The sequence below is a fragment of the Succinivibrio faecicola genome (genome assembly GCF_019448115.1).
In the GTDB taxonomy this organism is placed as follows: domain Bacteria; phylum Pseudomonadota; class Gammaproteobacteria; order Enterobacterales; family Succinivibrionaceae; genus Succinivibrio; species Succinivibrio faecicola.
This window is the reverse complement of record NZ_JAGFNY010000025.1, coordinates 1-18,227: the sequence shown is the minus strand read 5'-3', so window position 1 is coordinate 18,227 and position 18,227 is coordinate 1. Positions and strand designations below refer to the sequence as shown.

At 36.6% G+C, this 18,227-nt stretch carries 14 protein-coding genes; 5 read left to right on the top strand and 9 right to left on the bottom strand.

Going from position 1 to position 18,227, the window contains the following annotated elements; genetic code table 11:
- Window positions 1–85: 85 nt before the first annotated feature.
- Window positions 86–1,381, bottom strand: coding sequence for a GGDEF domain-containing protein (locus J5V48_RS07195; RefSeq protein WP_219937897.1), 1,296 nt, complete (start codon window positions 1,379–1,381; stop codon window positions 86–88).
- A 391-nt stretch (window positions 1,382–1,772) separates the two neighbouring features.
- Between J5V48_RS07195 and J5V48_RS07190 the strand changes: the two genes are divergently transcribed.
- Complete coding sequence (locus J5V48_RS07190; protein ID WP_219937908.1) at window positions 1,773–4,637, top strand: valine--tRNA ligase; 2,865 nt, start codon at window positions 1,773–1,775, stop codon at window positions 4,635–4,637.
- Between the two features lie 58 nt (window positions 4,638–4,695).
- Window positions 4,696–5,106 (top strand): hypothetical protein, encoded by a 411-nt coding sequence (locus tag J5V48_RS07185; RefSeq protein WP_219937896.1) that lies wholly within the window; start codon window positions 4,696–4,698, stop codon window positions 5,104–5,106.
- A 71-nt stretch (window positions 5,107–5,177) separates the two neighbouring features.
- On the opposite strand, the gene J5V48_RS07180 is transcribed toward J5V48_RS07185, so the two are convergent.
- The 5 genes from J5V48_RS07180 to ribF form a co-directional block, all read right to left on the bottom strand.
- Window positions 5,178–6,449: an O-acetylhomoserine aminocarboxypropyltransferase/cysteine synthase family protein gene (locus J5V48_RS07180; protein WP_219937895.1), complete on the bottom strand. Its 1,272-nt coding sequence runs from the start codon at window positions 6,447–6,449 to the stop codon at window positions 5,178–5,180.
- A 269-nt stretch (window positions 6,450–6,718) separates the two neighbouring features.
- A complete protein-coding gene (gene ispH, locus J5V48_RS07175; protein WP_219937894.1) occupies window positions 6,719–7,660 on the bottom strand; it encodes a 4-hydroxy-3-methylbut-2-enyl diphosphate reductase in 942 nt (313 codons plus the stop codon).
- Between the two features lie 29 nt (window positions 7,661–7,689).
- Entirely contained in the window at window positions 7,690–8,202 is a 513-nt protein-coding gene (gene lspA, locus J5V48_RS07170) for a signal peptidase II (RefSeq protein ID WP_219937893.1), read from the bottom strand.
- Window positions 8,202–11,030, bottom strand: coding sequence for an isoleucine--tRNA ligase (gene ileS / locus J5V48_RS07165; RefSeq protein ID WP_219937892.1), 2,829 nt, complete (start codon window positions 11,028–11,030; stop codon window positions 8,202–8,204). The genes lspA and ileS overlap by 1 nt, the downstream gene beginning before the upstream one ends.
- A 22-nt stretch (window positions 11,031–11,052) precedes the next feature.
- On the bottom strand, window positions 11,053–12,000 hold the full coding sequence (ribF, locus tag J5V48_RS07160) for a bifunctional riboflavin kinase/FAD synthetase (RefSeq protein ID WP_219937891.1): 948 nt from the start codon (window positions 11,998–12,000) through the stop codon (window positions 11,053–11,055).
- A gap of 320 nt (window positions 12,001–12,320) precedes the next feature.
- Here ribF and J5V48_RS07155 point away from each other — a divergent pair, with 320 nt between their 5' ends.
- The 3 genes from J5V48_RS07155 (at window position 12,321) to rpsT (ending at window position 15,263) form a co-directional block, all read left to right on the top strand.
- The gene (locus J5V48_RS07155; RefSeq protein WP_219937890.1) at window positions 12,321–13,529 is read left to right on the top strand and encodes an extracellular solute-binding protein; all 1,209 of its coding nucleotides are present in this window, start codon (window positions 12,321–12,323) and stop codon (window positions 13,527–13,529) included.
- A 29-nt stretch (window positions 13,530–13,558) separates the two neighbouring features.
- Window positions 13,559–14,755: an extracellular solute-binding protein gene (locus J5V48_RS07150; protein ID WP_219937889.1), complete on the top strand. Its 1,197-nt coding sequence runs from the start codon at window positions 13,559–13,561 to the stop codon at window positions 14,753–14,755.
- Window positions 14,756–14,999: 244 nt separating this feature from the next.
- The gene (rpsT, locus tag J5V48_RS07145; protein WP_219937888.1) at window positions 15,000–15,263 is read left to right on the top strand and encodes a 30S ribosomal protein S20; all 264 of its coding nucleotides are present in this window, start codon (window positions 15,000–15,002) and stop codon (window positions 15,261–15,263) included.
- 386 nt (window positions 15,264–15,649) lie between these two features.
- Here rpsT and J5V48_RS07140 read toward each other — a convergent pair whose 3' ends face one another.
- The 3 genes from J5V48_RS07140 to J5V48_RS07130 form a co-directional block, all read right to left on the bottom strand.
- On the bottom strand, window positions 15,650–16,813 hold the full coding sequence (locus J5V48_RS07140) for an MFS transporter (protein ID WP_219937887.1): 1,164 nt from the start codon (window positions 16,811–16,813) through the stop codon (window positions 15,650–15,652).
- Between the two features lie 97 nt (window positions 16,814–16,910).
- Window positions 16,911–17,585 (bottom strand): YczE/YyaS/YitT family protein, encoded by a 675-nt coding sequence (locus J5V48_RS07135; RefSeq protein WP_288136270.1) that lies wholly within the window; start codon window positions 17,583–17,585, stop codon window positions 16,911–16,913.
- 231 nt (window positions 17,586–17,816) lie between these two features.
- On the bottom strand, window positions 17,817–18,227 hold a 411-nt coding region (locus J5V48_RS07130; protein WP_219937885.1), incomplete at its 5' end, for a PD-(D/E)XK nuclease domain-containing protein.

Here is an 18,227-nt window from a genome sequence, read left to right as displayed (position 1 = left end):
ATACTTTTAGTATAAATGATCTGAAAATTCTTAGAAAGAAAATTCATTGAAAAGTTTGACACAAGAAGTTATTACCGCAGTAGATCTACAGCATAGCTTTAGCTTCCTGTTTTACAGGATCAGTCTTATCTTTTTCTGAGAGTAGATTAATTTTGTCCTCATCCAATCTCATATTTGCCACCTGAAACAAGGTCTTTAGGTCTTTTCCTGTTTCGATGGTATTTGATGAGCCGACAAGAACCTTAAGATTTATTGCAAAACTATTTACATATATTATCTTGCTTAGAGCTTCTCTAGTTTCAGATACTGTTCGTTCCATATCAATAGTAGTTCTGATATTTCTCTTAAGTACCATAAACTCACCGCCGACTCGACTTAATCTGTCATTATATGCTACTGTAGCTTTCAGTCTTGAAGATATCTCTTTTAATACACTGTCGCCGGTTTCGTATCCATATATGGAATTTACCTGCTTGAAATTCAATATTTCAATTATCAAAAGTCCATGCTCGTGCTTATCTTTCAGAACCTTTGACAATAAAGAAAGAAAAGGTCTGTGATGAAGAGTGTTTGTAAGAGAATCTATTGATTCTGAGGCCCGGTACATAAACATCCTGCCTATAAACAAGAATGCAAACAGATATGTAACAAGTGCACTTCCTGAACACAATAGAATGCAGTTAAGTCGAAGAGATTTTATCTCGTCTGTTTTAGCCTTCAAGGCAAGATCCCATCTTTGCTTACCAAAGAACAAGGACTTCTGTCTTGATAATTTATTCTTTTTTCTGAAAAGTGAAGCATCACCCCAAATATAATCGGATGTTCCCTTGTATATTGACGATCTAATTGCATACTCAAAGTAGTCATCTGAAACATTAAGGCGTATACATTCAAGATACTTGTAAAAATCAGCACAAAGAGCAACGTATCCCCAGTACTGTCCGTTCACATACACGGCCTGGCGGTTGTAGACAAGAACCTCATGAGAATTTTGGGATAGTACAGGACCTTGGACAATAACCTCATCAGAGTTAGTACGAGCTAGCCTCTTGTAGTATTCTCCCTCTTCATTTGTAAAGATTGAAATGTCGTTTGCATCAACTTTCTGATTTGAATAAACAAGTGAAATAATATCATCCTTAGCAATAACATAAGAATGCACAAAGTCTGTGTTCTTTCTGTTAAAGAATAAAGCTAAGTCACGAGGCATAAGAACTTTGCCTATGAAACTTTCTATTTTTTTAGTTTCTGCATTAGGATTGTTCTGAATAAATTTTGCAAGTTTATTGGTATTTTGGAAAATGATGTCATAGTCTCTTACCATGTCATTTGAAACATTTTTCATCCTTTCAATACTGGCAAGGTTATTCTTTGAAACCATATCTGATGCCAAAGACAAGTAAAAATATCTGCCAACACAAAAATATACCAATGCTGTCAGTATTGCTGTAAGCAGGTATATAAAATATTTAAAGTGTTTAGCCGAAGTTCTATTCATCATTAAAATCCATATAAATCTTTAGTGATTATAAGTTATTTAATTCTCTTAGTTGTATTTTCTTTGCCATTTGTTTGGGAGCAGATCAAATTTTTTTGCTCAAAAATAAGGCATCATAAATTACATTTTCGTAACCTTTTCTATATTATTAACCAAAGTAGAACACCTGAATTTGTGATCCTTCTTTAATAATCGTCAATTTTTACCCAAAATTTGATAGAATATAGCAAATTTTTTTATATACAGTTTCTTACAGGGCTTTTACGCTATGGAAATGGAAAAAACCTATACTCCCGAGAATTTCGAAAGCAACATTTATCAGAAATGGGAAAAGGAAGGCTTCTTTAAACCAAATTATGATTCATCAAAAGAGTCATTCTCTATTGCTCTTCCACCTCCAAATGTAACAGGTTCTCTTCATATGGGTCATGCTTTCCAGCAGACCATCATGGATACCTTAATCAGATTCCACAGAATGAAAGGTGATAACACTCTTTGGCAGTGCGGTACCGATCATGCTGGTATTGCAACTCAGATGGTTGTAGAAAGAAAGCTTGCCAAGGAAGAAAACCTCACAAGACATGATCTTGGCAGAGAAAATTTCATTGACAGAGTATGGAAATGGAAAGAACAGTCTGGCGGTACCATTACAAGACAGATGAGACGTCTTGGAGCTTCAGTTGACTGGAGCAGAGAAAGATTCACAATGGATGAGGGTCTTTCAAAGGCAGTGCTAGAAGTATTCGTAAGACTGTACGATGAAGATCTTATCTATCGAGGAAAGAGACTTGTAAACTGGGATCCTAAGCTTCGTACAGCTATTTCCGATCTTGAAGTTGAGAACAAGGAAGTTGCAGGCCACATGTGGTATATCAAGTATATGCTAGCTGACGGTGTAAAGACTGCAGAAGGCAAGGATTATCTGCTTGTTGCAACTACACGTCCTGAGACTTTACTTGGTGATACTGCTGTTGCAGTTAACCCATCTGATGAGAGATACAAATCAGTTGTTGGCAAGGATCTTATTCTTCCTCTTGTTGGCAGAAGAATTCCTGTTGTAGCTGATATTCATGCAGATATGACAGCAGGTACAGGTTGCGTTAAGATTACCCCTGCACACGATTTTAACGATAACGCTGTAGGCAAGCGCCATAAACTTTGCATGCTAAACATCTTCACAGAAGATGCTCGCGTTCGAGAGGAATGTGAGGTCTTTGATACTAACGGTGTTAAGACAGATGCCGTATCAGGCTTTATCCCAGAAAAATACCGCGGCATGGACCGTTTTGACGCTCGTGATGCAATGGTTAAAGATCTTCAGGATCTTGGTTTACTTGACCATATTGAAGATCACAAGTTATCTCAGCCATTCGGTGATCGCGGTGGTGTACCGATCGAGCCACTCTTAACAGATCAGTGGTACGTAAAAGCTTCAGTTCTTGGCAAACCAGCTGTTGAAGCAGTTAAAGATGGCAGAATCAAATTCGTTCCAGCTCAGTATACTAATATGTACTACTCATGGATGAATGACCTTCAGGACTGGTGTATTTCACGTCAGCTTTGGTGGGGTCATAGAATTCCTGCCTGGTATGATCAGAACGGCAAGGTATATGTTGCTCGCGATGAAGCTGAAGTTAGAAGCAAGTATTCTTTATCTGACGATGTTGTTTTAACTCAGGATCCAGATGTACTTGATACCTGGTTCTCATCAGCACTATGGACATTCTCTACACTTGGCTGGCCAGACAACACTAAAGAGCTTGAAATGTTCCACCCAACATCAGCTCTTGTAACCGGTTTTGATATCATCTTCTTCTGGGTTGCCAGAATGATTATGATGACAATGCACTTCATGAAGGATAAGGACGGTAACCCACAGGTTCCTTTCAAGACTGTTTATGTAACAGGACTTATCCGCGATGAGGAAGGCAACAAGATGTCAAAGTCAAAGGGTAATGTTCTTGATCCTTTAGACATGATCGATGGTATCGATAAAGACAGTCTGATTGCAAAGCGTACTGCTAATATGATGCAGCCTCAGATGGCTGAGAAGATTGCAAAGCGTACTGCAAAACAGTTCCCAGAAGGAATTGCAGCACACGGTACTGATGCTCTTCGTTTCACTCTATGTGCATTAGCTTCAAACGGTCGTGATATCAACTGGGATATGAAGAGACTTGATGGCTACAGAAACTTCTGTAACAAGATCTGGAACGCATCAAGATTCGTTCTCATGAATGTTGGCCAAATGAAGCTTACAAAACCAGCTTCTTCTGATTTAAGCGTTGCAGATCGTTTCATCAGAGCAAAACTAAGACAGGCTATTGCTGATATTACATACTCTATCAATAATTTCAGATTTGATCAGGTAGCATCAAACATCTATGAGTTCATCTGGAATGAGTACTGCGACTGGTATCTTGAGTTTACAAAAGCTGTGCTCAAGTCTGACAAGGCAACTGATGCACAGAAGAATGCAACTGCATATACTTTAGTAGAAGTATTAGAAGCAGTAATGCGTTTAATTCACCCAGTAATGCCATTCTTATCAGAAACTATCTGGCAGCAGACTGCTCCACTTGTTGGTAAGATGACACAGTCAGGCACTATCATCAATGCAGCATTCCCTGTTGAAGATGATTTTGATGATGACAAGAATGCCCTTGATGACATCGCATTCATTAAGGAATTTGCAACCACAGTTCGTAATTTAAGAGCTGAAATGAAGGTTGCCCCTTCAGTAAAACTTGCCCCTATGATGCGTGGTGCAAATGAAAATGAAATCCGCTGTGCTACAGATAATTTCATGTTCATTGAGAACCTTGCTAATATCGAGCCAGTTAAGTTCGTAAATGAAGGTGAAGAGCTTCCTCCTTGCGTTGCAAAACCTCTAAACAAGGCTGAAATTCTCTTAGCAATGAAAGAGCTTGTTAACAAGGAAGAGGAAATCAAACGTCTAAACGGCATGATTGAAAAACTTGAAGCAAACATTAAGTCTGCTAAGAGCAAGCTATCTAATGAAGCCTTCGTATCAAAGGCTCCTGCAAAGATCATTGAGGGGGCAAAGGCACAGCTTGAACTTAACGAGCAGCAGTTAGCTAAAGTTCAGGCTCAGCTTGAGGAAATGAAGAACCTCTAATTCATTTCAGTTTAAGCCTCACCATTTGGTGAGGCTATATTTACTCCCATCAATTCATATGAAACATTTCAAATATCTTATACTTTTCATTTTTTTATACTGCTCATCTAGCTTTGCTTTTACTGATAATTATCTTTGTAACCTGAATGACAAGCTAAAAAACAAAAGCAGTGAAAAGATATTGGATGTAGGTATAAGAAAAGTTTTTTCTGATAAAGTTGAAATCTATATCATAGGTTTTGGTGCTCCCGTAAAGGCAAAATTCAACGGAGTTCCTCTAGAATCAAACAGAATTCTTAAAAGAAGAACAATTAAATGCTCTAATGGTAATATCGGTCAGATAAGAATATATGATCTCAGAAATATTGATGAGGTAGGTTACTTCTCAATTGAAAGCAGCACAAAATCTGCAGGAACTTATATTGAAGTTGGACCTGAAAAGAAAGTTTTTGATATCACCAAGGAATAGAGAAAAAAAATGAGCCTCAGGCTCATTTTTTTATGTATTCAAGCTCTGTTTTTACAGAGCTTAATTGATCTTTAAACCTTCTCTAAGGCCTCATCGATATCTCTGATGATATCATCAAGATCTTCTAAACCTACTGACAGACGGACTAAACCTGGAGTGATACCGCACTCTTCTAGCTGTTTGTCTGAAAGCTGTCTGTGAGTTGCAGTAGCAGGATGAAGCAAACATGTCTTGATATCAGCAACATGTACCTCTGGAGAGGCTAGCTTAACATTATCAATGAATTTTGCTCCTGCTTCTCTACCACCCTTAATATCTAATGATAATACTCCAGAACATAATCCATCAGTTAGATATTTCTTTGATAACTCGTATGAAGGATCAGACTCTAAACCAGGATAAATTACTCTTGAAATCTTTGGATGTGACTGAAGATGCTTTGCTACAGCAAGTGCATTCTCTGAGTGCTTTCTTATTCTTAATGGCAGTGTTTCAATACCAAGATTGATATAGAATGCAGCCTGTGCGCTCTGACAGCAACCAAGATCACGCATAATCTGTACACGAGCCTTAACAATAAAAGCAAGCTTACCAAATGTCTGTGTGTAAACAAGACCATGATATGACTCATCAGGAGTTACAAACTCTGGGAATTTTGATGATTTTGCCCAGTCAAATTTGCCTGAATCTACAACAACGCCACCAACCTGAACTGCATGACCATCAAAGTACTTTGTGGTTGAATGAACAACAATATCAGCACCAAAATCAAAAGGTTTACATAAAATTGGTGTAGCGAATGTATTGTCGATAATCAGTGGAATTTCATGCTTGTGGGCAATATTAGCAAATCTTTCAATATCAAAGATTGTTAATGCTGGATTTGCTAAAGTTTCTCCAAAGATAGCCTTGGTATTTGGTTTAATTTTTGCCTCTACCTGCTCATCAGTTTCACTCTGCTCAAAGAATGTAACATCAATACCCATGCGCTTGAATGTCACGGCCATTAGATTGAAGGTACCACCGTATACGGTTGATGAGCAAAGAATATGATCACCTGCCTTGGCAATGGTTAAAATAGCTGTTAATGTTGCAGCCTGACCTGATGATGTAAGCATAGCACCAACACCACCTTCAAGAGCAGCTATCTTCTGCTCAACAAAACTGCATGTTGGGTTGCCAAGTCTTGAATAAAAAGGAGTATCTGTCTTTAAATCAAAAAGATCAGCAATCGCCTGAGTACTCTCGTATCTGAAAGTTGTACTCTGGTAAATAGGCATTGCACCTGGACCTGCATTTCCTGGCTTATAACCAGAGTGAAGACATTTTGTTGAATCTTTCATTTTTTCTCCTGATTCTATCCTTACTTTTATAGGATTCTGTGACCTTCAAGGAAAGAACAATTTATAAATAAAATTGAATTAAACTTACTTAGCAGAAAAACAAATCAAGTATAGTCGCATTCTGCATTTTGCAATAAATAGTGAAATATATTTTTCTTAATGAATCTTAATAGACAAAGTCTATAACTAATAAGATATTAAAGATAATACTATTTTTTAATAGTCAGTTATAGTAATTTACTATATCATCAGCAGACTAAAATTCTGATTTAAATCAGATCTTCTTTTAAGGGAAATGTTTTTTCCTTTAATTCATCACCGCATTCAACAACGGTGATAAATCCTAGTGTATTTAGAAATGACAGAATTTCCTCTATCACATACTCTGGAGCAGAAGCTCCTGCTGACAGCCCTACACTATTTGCATCTTTAAACCACATAGGATCGATCTGAGAACTGTCATCTACAAGATAAGCTTGTATACCCTGACTTTCTGAAACTTCCTTCAATCTGTTTGAATTTGAAGAATTTTTTGATCCAGCAATAATCACTACATCAGAAACTGCAGCAATCTGTTTTACAGCATTCTGTCTAACCTGTGTAGCTCTGCAAGTATCATTATCCTTAGGACCTACAATAGATGGATACTTTTGTTTTAGAGCCTGTATTGTTATTGCTGTCTCGTCAATACTTAAGGTAGTCTGAGTTGCGAAAAATGAATTATCAGGATCGATAGACAACTGTGCAACATCTTCTGGGGTAAGAACAACATGGACTTTGTTTCTATCACCAATGTACTGTCCTACAGTACCAACAACTTCCTGATGCCCCTTATGACCTATCACAACAGCATCAAGTCCATTAATTCCGGCTTTATTCATCTTTCTGTGAATACCAGACACCACTGGACATGTTGCATCTATTATCTTAAATTCAAGCTCTTTTGCTTTATTGAAAGTTTCTATGCCAACGCCATGGGCAGAAAAGATAAGGATTTTATCCTTTGGTGATGAGATTTCTTCAAAGCTGTCAACAAAATGAGCCCCTTTCTTTCTCAAGTACTCTACAACGTGCTTATTGTGAACAACTTCGTGTAAAACATAAACCTTATCAGTACCGTACTTGTCCAGGGCAAGATTTACAATTTTTATTGCTCTGTCAACACCTGCACACATTCCACGTGCTCTTGCAAGATTTACTGTTTTACACACGAATTTTCATCTCCTCTAAGAGAATAAGATTATTTGCTTTCTTTGGTAAAAATGCTGATTAGTACAAGTAAGAAGGCTCCAACGCAAACTGCAATATCTGCAACGTTAAATGCAGGATATACATATGTGTGATCTGATGTTTTCAAGTAGAACAGCAGAAAATCCTCAACATAGGACAAAACAGCTCTATCTATCAGATTTCCAATAGCACCACCTAAAATCAGTGTAACTGAAATACAGGTATACTTCTTTGCTTTATCAGTATTTAAAAGATAAAAGAATAAAAATACAGATATCAGTGATGAGACAGATAGGAAAAAATATCTCTGCCAGCCACCTGCATCAGATAGAAAACTGAAAGCAGCACCTTCATTATGGACATGGACTATGCTGAAAAAAGGAGTTACAGAATAACCAATGGAATTAAGTTCAATATTATTCCTGATTAGCCCCTTTGTAAGCTGATCAAGAATAATTACGGCTAGGCTTACGGCTAGATACTTCCAGCCGTTAGCTTTTTTATAGAAGCTAATCTTAAACATTATGCAAAGCGTCTATTTTCGCCAGAAGATTTAATGTTCTCGATACAACGAGGGCAAAGACCTGGGAACTCAGGATCAGCATCAACCTCATCCTCATAGTGCCAGCATCTTTCACACTTCTTAGCCTGAGACTTCTCAACAATGAAAGCACAGTCAAGAACTTCTGACTTGAATGCATTTTCAGGTGCAGCCTCTGAAACAACTTGTGCCTTTGATGTGATGAGCATGAAGCATAACTCATTATCAAGTTTCTGAAGGTCAGCTAACAGCTGATCTTTTGCAAATACCTTAACATTTGCCTCAAGAGAGCCACCGATAACTCCATTGTTACGAGCTGTCTCAATTGCCTTGTTAGCTTCGTTTCTGAAAGTTAACATTCTCTGCCAGTATTCAGAATTGAACTCTGAAGACTCATCAAGCTCATTGATATTCTCTATCCACTTAGATGTGAATACGAACTCATCTCTCTTACCTGGCATTGCTTCCCATGCTTCTTGTGCTGTGAATGAAAGAATAGGAGCAATCCAGCGGATTAATGCCTCAGCAATGATGTAAAGAGCACTCTGACATGATCTGCGTGCCTTTGAATCAGCCTTGGCTGTATACTGACGATCCTTAATAATATCAAGATAGAATGAACCAAGCTCAATTGAACAGAAGTTCATTAGTAACTGAACAACCTTGTGGAAATCATACTCGTCATAGCACTTGATGATTTCTTTTTGTGTCTTTGCAGTTAATGATACTGCCCACTTGTCAAGTTCAACCATATCATTAAACTCAACAGTATTTGTTTGAGGGTCAAAACCATTGAGGTTTGCAAGAAGGAATCTTACAGTATTACGAACACGGCGATATGCATCAGATGAACGCTTGAAAATCTCGTGAGATACAGCCATATCACCTGTATAGTCGTTTGAAGCAATCCACAGGCGTAATACATCAGCACCTAACTTATCGATGATCTCCTGAGGAGCAATAACATTACCTAGTGACTTTGACATCTTTCTGCCCTGACCGTCAACTGTAAAGCCGTGAGTCAGAACCTGCTTATATGGAGCATAACCCTTAGTTGCAACAGAAAGCATTAAAGATGACATGAACCAGCCTCTGTGCTGATCTGAACCTTCAAGGTATAAATCTGCACTGTGGCCCTTAAACTCTTCACGCTGATCAACAACAGAGAACTGAGTTGAACCTGAGTCGAACCATACATCAAGAGTATTTGGATCCTTGTGATAGTTCTTAGCCTCTTCTGCGCCGATAAGATCTTCAACTTTCAGATCCCACCAAGCCTGAATACCATCCTTTTCAACTGCCTTTGCAATCTTCTCAATGATTGCAGGAGTATCAGGATGGATCTCATTTGTTTCGTTATTGATTAGAACTGCACATGGCATACCCCAGGTTCTCTGACGTGAAATACACCAGTCAGTACGTTGTTTAACCATTGCCTCAATTCTGTTCTGGCCCCAAGCAGGGATCCACTTTACTCCCTTGATTTCCTCAAGAGCATTTGATCTTAATCCCTTGCCGTCCATAGAAATGAACCACTGAGGAGTTGCTCTGAAAATTACAGGGGTCTTATGACGCCAGCAGTGTGGATAGCTGTGAGAGATAACCTTTAATGCTACTAGTGCACCTTTTTGCTTTAATACATCAACTACTGATGGATTAGCCTTTAATACGTTAAGGCCTGCAAAGAACTCAACATCATCCTTAAAACAGCCATTAGGGCCTACTGGATTGTAAATTTCAAGACCATATTTTACGCATACATTGTAATCGTCAAGACCATGGCCACCTGCAGTATGAACACATCCTGTACCAGCCTCTAAGGTTACATGTGCGCCAAGAATTACAGGAACTGTGATGTTGATGAAAGGATGAGCAAAACGCTGAAGCTCCAAAGCCTTTCCTGAAACTTCCTCACCAAGAACTGAATAGTTTTCAATTGAGCACTCTTTCATTACAGTCTCGATAAGATCGGTTGCCATAATAAAGCGCTCTTTACCGTTTGAAGTCTCTACCTGAACTAAAGAATACTTTAGCTGATCATTCATACAGATTGCTCTGTTTGCAGGTAAAGTCCAAGGTGTTGTAGTCCATATTACGCAGGAGATAGGACCTTCGCCCTGACCGTTTGCATTGAAGGTTGATAGAACTTTCTCATCATCAGTTGATGCAAAACGAACATAGATAGAATCTGATTTTACATCAGCATATTCAACTTCAGCTTCTGCTAAAGCAGACTGACAGTCAATACACCAGTAAACAGGCTTTAAACCACGTACAAAATGACCGTTTTCAATAACCTTGCCTAAAGCTCTTAAAGTATCAGCCTCAGTCTTATAATTCATGGTCAGATATGGTTTTTCCCAGTCACCTAATACGCCAAGACGCTTAAAATCCTTGCGCTGACCGTCAACCTGTGACTGAGCATATTTACGGCATTCTTTTCTGAAGGTTGCTGCGTCTACCTTAACGCCTGGCTTTCCAACAAGAGATTCAACTTTTACTTCAATTGGCAGACCATGACAGTCCCAACCTGGGATATAAGGAGAATCAAAACCGCTTAAGGTCTTTGACTTTACAATAATATCCTTTAATACCTTATTAATTGAGTGACCAATATGAATGTTGCCGTTTGCATATGGAGGACCATCATGTAGAACAAACATATTTGCACCAGCTCTTGCAGTGCGAATCTTCTGATACAGACTTCTCTTTTCCCAGTCTGCAAGCATTAGAGGTTCACGTGCAGCAAGATTACCGCGCATTGGAAACTCAGTGTTAGGAAGATTTAAGGTATTTTTATAATCAGCCATTTTTTTCTACCAAATAATAAAATTAAAACCCTTCAAAATTTTTGCTTACAAGAAAATCCTCTGTGTTCTTTTTATCTTGCAAAAGCGTTTCTTGTAATTCATCAATACTTGAAAATTTCACTTCATCGCGCATCTTTTTGATAAAGAATACAACGATATTTTCACCGTAAATATCCTCATTGAAATCAAATATATTAACTTCAAGAATAGACTTTTTCTGTCCTTGTACCACTGTAGGTCTGTATCCTATGTTGGCCATTCCCTTGAAGAGCTTTCCACCTAGCAAAACTGCTACGGCATAAACACCTCGTAAAGGACAGACAAGACGGTTTATGTTCACATTTGCAGTAGGAAAACCCAATGTTCTTCCTATCTGATTTCCCCGAACCACCTTACCTGACATTGAGTAATAACGACCTAAAGCATCTTTTGCAAGGTCAAGCTTACCCATCTGCAGATATGATCTTATAAGGGTACTTGATACTCGCTCTCCATTGAGATTTACACCTTCAATAGCTTGAGCTTTCATACCAAATTTTTCGCCAATCTGTCGGATATCTTCAATTGTGTACATACCGCCTTTTCCAAAATTGAAAAGGGTACCTACAGTTACACTTTTTACACCGAGTTTTTCAAACAGCAGCTCTTCGACAAACTGCTGTGCACTCATCGATGCAAATTCTTTATTGAACTTCATGCAGAAGACAAGCTCTACGCCACAGACTTCAAGAGCCTGAAGTTTATCTCTAATTGAATAAATCCTAGCAGGAGAATGATCTTTTGAAAAAAACTCAAGTGGCTGAGGTTCAAATATCATTACAGCACTTGTAAGCTGATATTTTTTTGCTTCTAGTTCCATTCGTTCAATCACAGCCTGATGACCTTTATGAAGACCATCAAAATTGCCTATAGCTAAGGCAATTCCTCTTTTTGTTCCTTTAAAATCAGACAGACAGCGGATTAAACGCATTCTCTACTCAAACAGTTTTTCTTTAAGATCTCATCACTGCAGTATCAGTTCAAATATCTAAAAATACCGACAGTTTTCGAATATAAATGCTAATTATACCTAAATTCACGCAAACTTGCTTAAATTTCTCATTTCCAAACTGCATTTATTGATGAAATGGGAATTCCTTACTTTTTTCTGACTGGTTATTCTCTACAGTATTTACATGACTGCGTTTACATTTTTTTAATAAGTTTTTTGCTCAAACCTGATTTTTAACCTATAGCAATACTATGAACCACTGTTCATATTCCATATATTACAGCTATAAGAGAGATACCATGAAAACACTTTCAAAAATTGCTTTTTGCCTATCTTTATGCCTTCTTGGCAATCAGGCTTTTGCCAAAGACAAACTCATTGTTTGGGAATCGGATCAAAATGGAATTCAGGCACTTACAAAAGTTGCAAAAGAATTTGAAAACAGATATGACTGCGAAATTGAATTGTCTCAATATGATACAGTTCATCAGATTGAAAAGGTAATTGAACTTAATTCAAAAAATGAAAGATCCCCTGACGTATTCATAATGATGTCAGATAAATTAGGGATGGCAATTCATGAGAATGCTGTTAGTCCTCTTGAATTTATGAATGAAGATCATGAACAGTATCTAAAAGCAACTGCTGATGCTTTTAAATTAGACAAAACATATTATGCTTCTCCTAGAAGTGTTGAAACACTTGTTGTTTACTACAACAAGGATGTTGTTGAATATCCTTTTGAAACTTTCAATGAATATATAGATTATTCTAAAAAGCATGCAGGCACAGAAAAATATGGACTTCTTGCAAAATTTGATAATTTCTATTTATCATATGGAATCTTAAGTGGATTCGGTGCATATATTTTCGGTATCAATGCTGACGGTTCATACAACAGAGATGATGTGGGACTGAATTTCAATAATGCATCAGATGGTCTTTCTATGATATCTGATTTTGCAAAAAACCACATGCCAAAAGATATGTCCACAGATAAAGGTTGGGATCTTATGGACGAACTTTTCATAAAGGGAAAAGCTGCAGCAGTAATTACTGGACCTTGGTCACTACAAAAATTTGCACAAGCTGGTGTAAATTACGGTATTGCACCTCTGCCTCTTCTATCAAATGGTAAAAGTCCAAGACCATTCTTTGGATGTAAAGGTTATGCTGTAAATGCAAAATCTGAAAACAAATCGCTTGCAATGAAATTCATACAGGTCATAAATGAAGAGAAAAATGCCATAAAACGTTATGAGGCAACAGCAGAACTTCCTCCATTGAAGACAGTTTTATCAAATCCTCTTATTCTGAATGATGATTTTGCATCAGGTATCGCTATTCAGGCAGAAAAAGCAGATCCAATGCCTTCAATCAAGGAAATAGGTAATGTCTGGCAGCCTATGAATGATGCTCTTTATCAGGCTATTTCATCTAAACATCCAGATACAAAAAAACTGCTTGATACAGCTGTTGAAAATATCAAAGCTCAGTATGACAAATAGTTTTAACTAATAAGATAAAAGGATTCATCATGAAAAAATTAACCGTCTTATCTGCTGTGCTGTTAGGTATTGCTCTTTGCGGTACTGCAGTTGCAAAAACATCAATTACAGTATGGGAAGATCTGAACAAGGCATCAAGTCTTGAACAGGCTGCAAAGGACTTTGAAAAAGAATATGACTGCAAAGTTGTATTAGTTGAAAAAGATTCAATTAAGCAGTTTAAAGAAGTTCAAAAACTGAGCAAAAACGGAATGAGCCTTCCAGATGCATTCATTTTAATTTCTGACAAAGTTAATGAAGCGATAAAGAAGAAGATTGTTGCTGATATTTCTGTTATGAATACAGAAAAAACAAAATTCATTCCTGCTTCTGTAAAACCTTTTACAGTTAATAATAAAGCTTATGCTATACCTCGTTCCATTGAGTCTTTAGTTATCTTCTATAACAAAGATATCATCAAGGATCCTATTGATACTATGGCTGGATATGAAGCTTTAGCAAAAGAGCGTCAAAAACAAGGAAAATACGGTCTTATCGGTAAACTTGATAATCTGTATTACAGCTATGGATTCCTGTCAGCATATGGTTCATATATTTTCGGTATAAATTCAGATGGAACATACAATACCGATGACATAGGACTTAACAATGATGGTGCTGTAAAGGGAACCAAGCTTGTAGCTGATTACACAAGAAACTATATTCCAAAGACTGCGCTTGATAAGAAAAAAGGTTTAGATGTTATTGATGACATGTTTATCAATGGCCAGGCAGCTGCAGTTATCAACGGACCTTGGGTTTTAGACAAATACAAGCGTAGTGGAGTGAACTTTGCGGTTGGCACTTTACCAAAGCTCTCTAACGGAATGAGAATTGCACCTTTCTTTGGTGTAAAGGGATATGCAATTGCAAAGAAATCAAAAAATAAGGATCTTGTAGAAAAATTCCTTGTTTACGCAAGTCAGCCAAGATATGCAATGATTAGATATCAAAAGAGCGCTGAACTTCCACCTGTAAAAGAACTGCTAGCAAATCCACTGATAATTCAGGATGAAGTTGCAACAGCAATGGCAAATCAGGCTGCAAATGCCATTGACATGCCATCTGATCCAAAAATGAAAGATGTTTGGGAGAGCATGGAAGATGCTTTTGAAGATGCAATTAAAAATGAAAAAGCTGATATCAAGGCAATTTTAGATAAGGCTGTAAAAGAAATTAAGGAATAGTCATAATACGCCTCTTAAAGCAAGGTTGACTTATTGTCAGCCTTGTTTTTTTCTTATTCAACAAGCAAAAGAAGTTTTTTTTTTAATATTCTTTTGGCATTGAATAAAAATTTATTGTAAAATAGCGTTCAAATTTTAGTATCTAGCTATCAATTTTTATTTTTTTTTGCTAGAATACAGCAATATTTTTTAGTGCCACATCAATAAGGACAGTGGCAATTTATTTAAATGTCAGGAGCTATCTGTGCCTAATATTAAATCTGCAAAGAAGCGCGTAGTTATTGCTGAGAAAGCACGTCAGCGTAATGTTGCTGCACGTTCAAAGATGCGCACTCTAATCAAGAATGTTTTAAAGGCTATCGAGTCTAACGATAAGGCTAAAGCAACCGAAGCTTTCGCTATTGCTGAGCCAGTTTTAGACCGTGCCGCATGCAAGGGCTTAATTCACAAGAATAAAGCAGCTCGTCATAAGAGCACACTTGCAGCAAAGATTAAGAACATGGAGTAATCCATTCTTTTTCATAGGAAACCTCGCTTGATGCGAGGTTTTTTATTTTTTAAACGATTTTTTCTATCTAAAACATCTTCTGCAAAAAAAATATTTTTTATTAATCTCTTACATTTCAATTGGTTATTTACTTTTCTCTATTTTTTTTAAATTTTTTAAAAATTTTTTGAACTTTTTTATTTTTTAGCACTCTAAGAAGTATATCAGTTAAGATTACAGATTTTTTGAATACTAGCTGGTGTGACTTTTTTCATAATATATTCCTGAAGGCCCATTGATAACTTGCAATGGGCTATTTTTTTATATAAGCACAATTCATTCTTTCTTTTATCAAAATTCAATGCAAAAAAAATCGGTCTTAAAGACCGATCTTTGTGATAGAAAAACTAATTTTTCTTTTTCATAAGGAAGAAACTTATCAAAGCAACAACTGCTACTGCCGCTCCTAAAAGTTCAAAACTGCACTCAAGTGAGCTCATATTAGATACATGTCCGATGATAACTGGTCCTAAAAGAATACCTGAGTAACCAACAGCATTTATTAGCGAAATAGCTGACTGCACTCTTATTCCCTTTACTGTTCCTGTAAATGAAACAAGCTGTGGTACGATATTGCCTGCACCAAGACCAATGATACTAAAGCCAATCATCATACCTATACTGTATGGAACTATTGCGGTTATCATAAAGCCTAATGAAACCATCACAGCTCCTGTTACAACAGTAAGTCTTCTTCCGAATTTTGTAACAATAGAATTTCCTGTAAAACGTGATACAGTCATTGTAATTGCAAAGAAAGTATAGAAATATCCTGCTGTTGTAGGATCTATTCCTCTGTTCTGAGTGGCAAAAACAGCTGTCCAGCTAAGAAGAGCACCTTCTGATGCATACATGATAAAGCAAAGTATTCCAAGAACAATGATTACAGGTGGAATGTTGAACTTTCTGTGTTTGCAATCATCAGACTTTTCAGTTGAATTTTCTTCATTGAATGATTTTATTTCAGATACAAGGCTTTGAAGAGAAATTAGACAAAGCACAGACATTGAAATAAACATGAAAAGTGCAGCCATACTTACACTTAAGCCCAATGTAAGAAGCATTGATACAATCATCGCTCCTACAAGTGTACCAAGTGAATATCCTCCATGGAATCCAGACATAAGTGGTTTTTTGAATATTGATTCAACCACAACTGCATTAATGTTTGATGCAACATCGATGGAAACTAAGGATGCCCCAAACAGGGCAAGCATGAATGCTACAAGATAAGGTGAATCAACAATTGTAATTCCAAATAGATTTAAACCAAGAAGAATTCCTGAACTTATAGCTACTTTTCTTGGACCGAATCGGGACACTAAAGGTCCAACTAAAGGAAGAGCAATAAGAGATCCTAAGCCCATAGACAAAAGAAGCTGTCCAAACTGTCCATCATTAAGATTCATTGATGATTTTACAAATGGAACCATTGGAGCCCAGGCTGCTTCAAGTGCTCCTAAAATACCAAAAGAAAGTTTATTTGCAAGAAGCATTCTTTTATTATTCATAAGTAACAGTCCTATAAAACTATTGACTATTTGGCATTCTATTACAAAACAGATTTTTTTTGTTCTATTGTTTTATACACAATATTAACCTGTTTTTTTAAAAATATTTTGTTATCCACTTTAATCTTGGGATCATAAAATGCACTATAGGACCAGTACTTAATGCAGCAAAAACGGTACCTTCTCGAACACCTTCTATTGCACAAAAATCAGTTAGAAATAAAGAAATGATAACAGCAGATGAAACTAAAACAACATCAAAACAAGTCTTTACATAACTAAAGCTTTTATGAACCAGTGGAGCAAAGAGTTTGATGAAATATTCTCCAGATATCATTGCCACACTTGCGGTCACACTCAACGCAACTGCAAGAGCCAGTAGGAATGTTCCTGTTATCACAAGCAGCCATGATGTTATATATCCTATATTCTCAGGAAGAATAAAAATCATAATCTTGGTTGCAAGATCAATCATGATTGAAAACAGAATGCATATAGGAAGCTGCATTATTAGACGAACAGCATGATCTTTTAGTTTATCTTCACCAAGAAATACCAAAAGGATCTGAAGAACAACAAGAAGAATATTAAAAATCAGTGTTGTATCACCGAGTGTCAGAGATGAATGAAGTGAAAGAACATAATTTGGTGATGAAATTGGAGTTGTTCCTATGTCTGCATAAGTGATAACAGAAATAGAAATACCTTGGATCATTACTGACAGTATAAATACAGCATACCTTTTAAGAATAGATTTTGAAATAGAAAACATAATAAGAATATATTTGTAATAAGAGTGAATTATTCGTGCAGAAATTTACTCTTGCCACCTAGCAAATTCAAGAGAAAAGAAGAAAATTAACTCAACTGTGCATTTTGATATTTAACTGAAAGTCGGCTCATAAATGTGTTTTAGCACCACATTTGCTGTTAAAAATCAATTTCTTTAACTATTTAGGAACTCTGGTATATTAGTAAGGATAAGCTAAAGTCAAAAGTCTGATTATTTAATCTTTTTCACTTCAATAATGCAGTTTTTCTGATAAAAGCTGATACCATAGCAGTATATATCTGATATAACATCATCAAAGAATTCTTCAGCATATCTTTTATCTTCAATCTGTTTAATAGCTTGTAATGCTGTTTCCTTTAAATTTTTAGTGCTTTGTGCTATTTTCAGTTCAAGAATGACAGCTTTCTTTTTTCTTCTATCTAGGAATGTAATATCTGCATATCCATTGCCAGTTTCAGTATTTGATTTGAAATCATTTATATAATCGCCACAACTTGCAAATACACCTGATAAGAAACCATGATAGTAGTTTTCAGGTTTTGATTTTGTTGCAAAATCTCTTACTGATACATAATTTAGCAGTAAATCATAGATTTTATCTGATGCAGTTTCACAATCACC

Excerpts from the sequence above, each read along its gene's own strand:
- J5V48_RS07195 (WP_219937897.1), bottom strand. The coding sequence starts at position 1,381 with ATGGTTTCAAAGAATAACCTTGCCAGTATTGAAAGGATGAAAAATGTT.
- J5V48_RS07190 (WP_219937908.1), top strand. The coding sequence starts at position 1,773 with ATGGAAAAAACCTATACTCCCGAGAATTTCGAAAGCAACATTTATCAG.
- J5V48_RS07185 (WP_219937896.1), top strand. The coding sequence starts at position 4,696 with ATGAAACATTTCAAATATCTTATACTTTTCATTTTTTTATACTGCTCA.
- J5V48_RS07180 (WP_219937895.1), bottom strand. The coding sequence starts at position 6,449 with ATGAAAGATTCAACAAAATGTCTTCACTCTGGTTATAAGCCAGGAAAT.
- lspA (WP_219937893.1), bottom strand. The coding sequence starts at position 8,202 with ATGTTTAAGATTAGCTTCTATAAAAAAGCTAACGGCTGGAAGTATCTA.
- ileS (WP_219937892.1), bottom strand. The coding sequence starts at position 11,030 with ATGGCTGATTATAAAAATACCTTAAATCTTCCTAACACTGAGTTTCCA.
- ribF (WP_219937891.1), bottom strand. The coding sequence starts at position 12,000 with ATGCGTTTAATCCGCTGTCTGTCTGATTTTAAAGGAACAAAAAGAGGA.
- J5V48_RS07155 (WP_219937890.1), top strand. The coding sequence starts at position 12,321 with ATGAAAACACTTTCAAAAATTGCTTTTTGCCTATCTTTATGCCTTCTT.
- J5V48_RS07150 (WP_219937889.1), top strand. The coding sequence starts at position 13,559 with ATGAAAAAATTAACCGTCTTATCTGCTGTGCTGTTAGGTATTGCTCTT.
- J5V48_RS07140 (WP_219937887.1), bottom strand. The coding sequence starts at position 16,813 with ATGAATAATAAAAGAATGCTTCTTGCAAATAAACTTTCTTTTGGTATT.
- J5V48_RS07135 (WP_288136270.1), bottom strand. The coding sequence starts at position 17,585 with ATGTTTTCTATTTCAAAATCTATTCTTAAAAGGTATGCTGTATTTATA.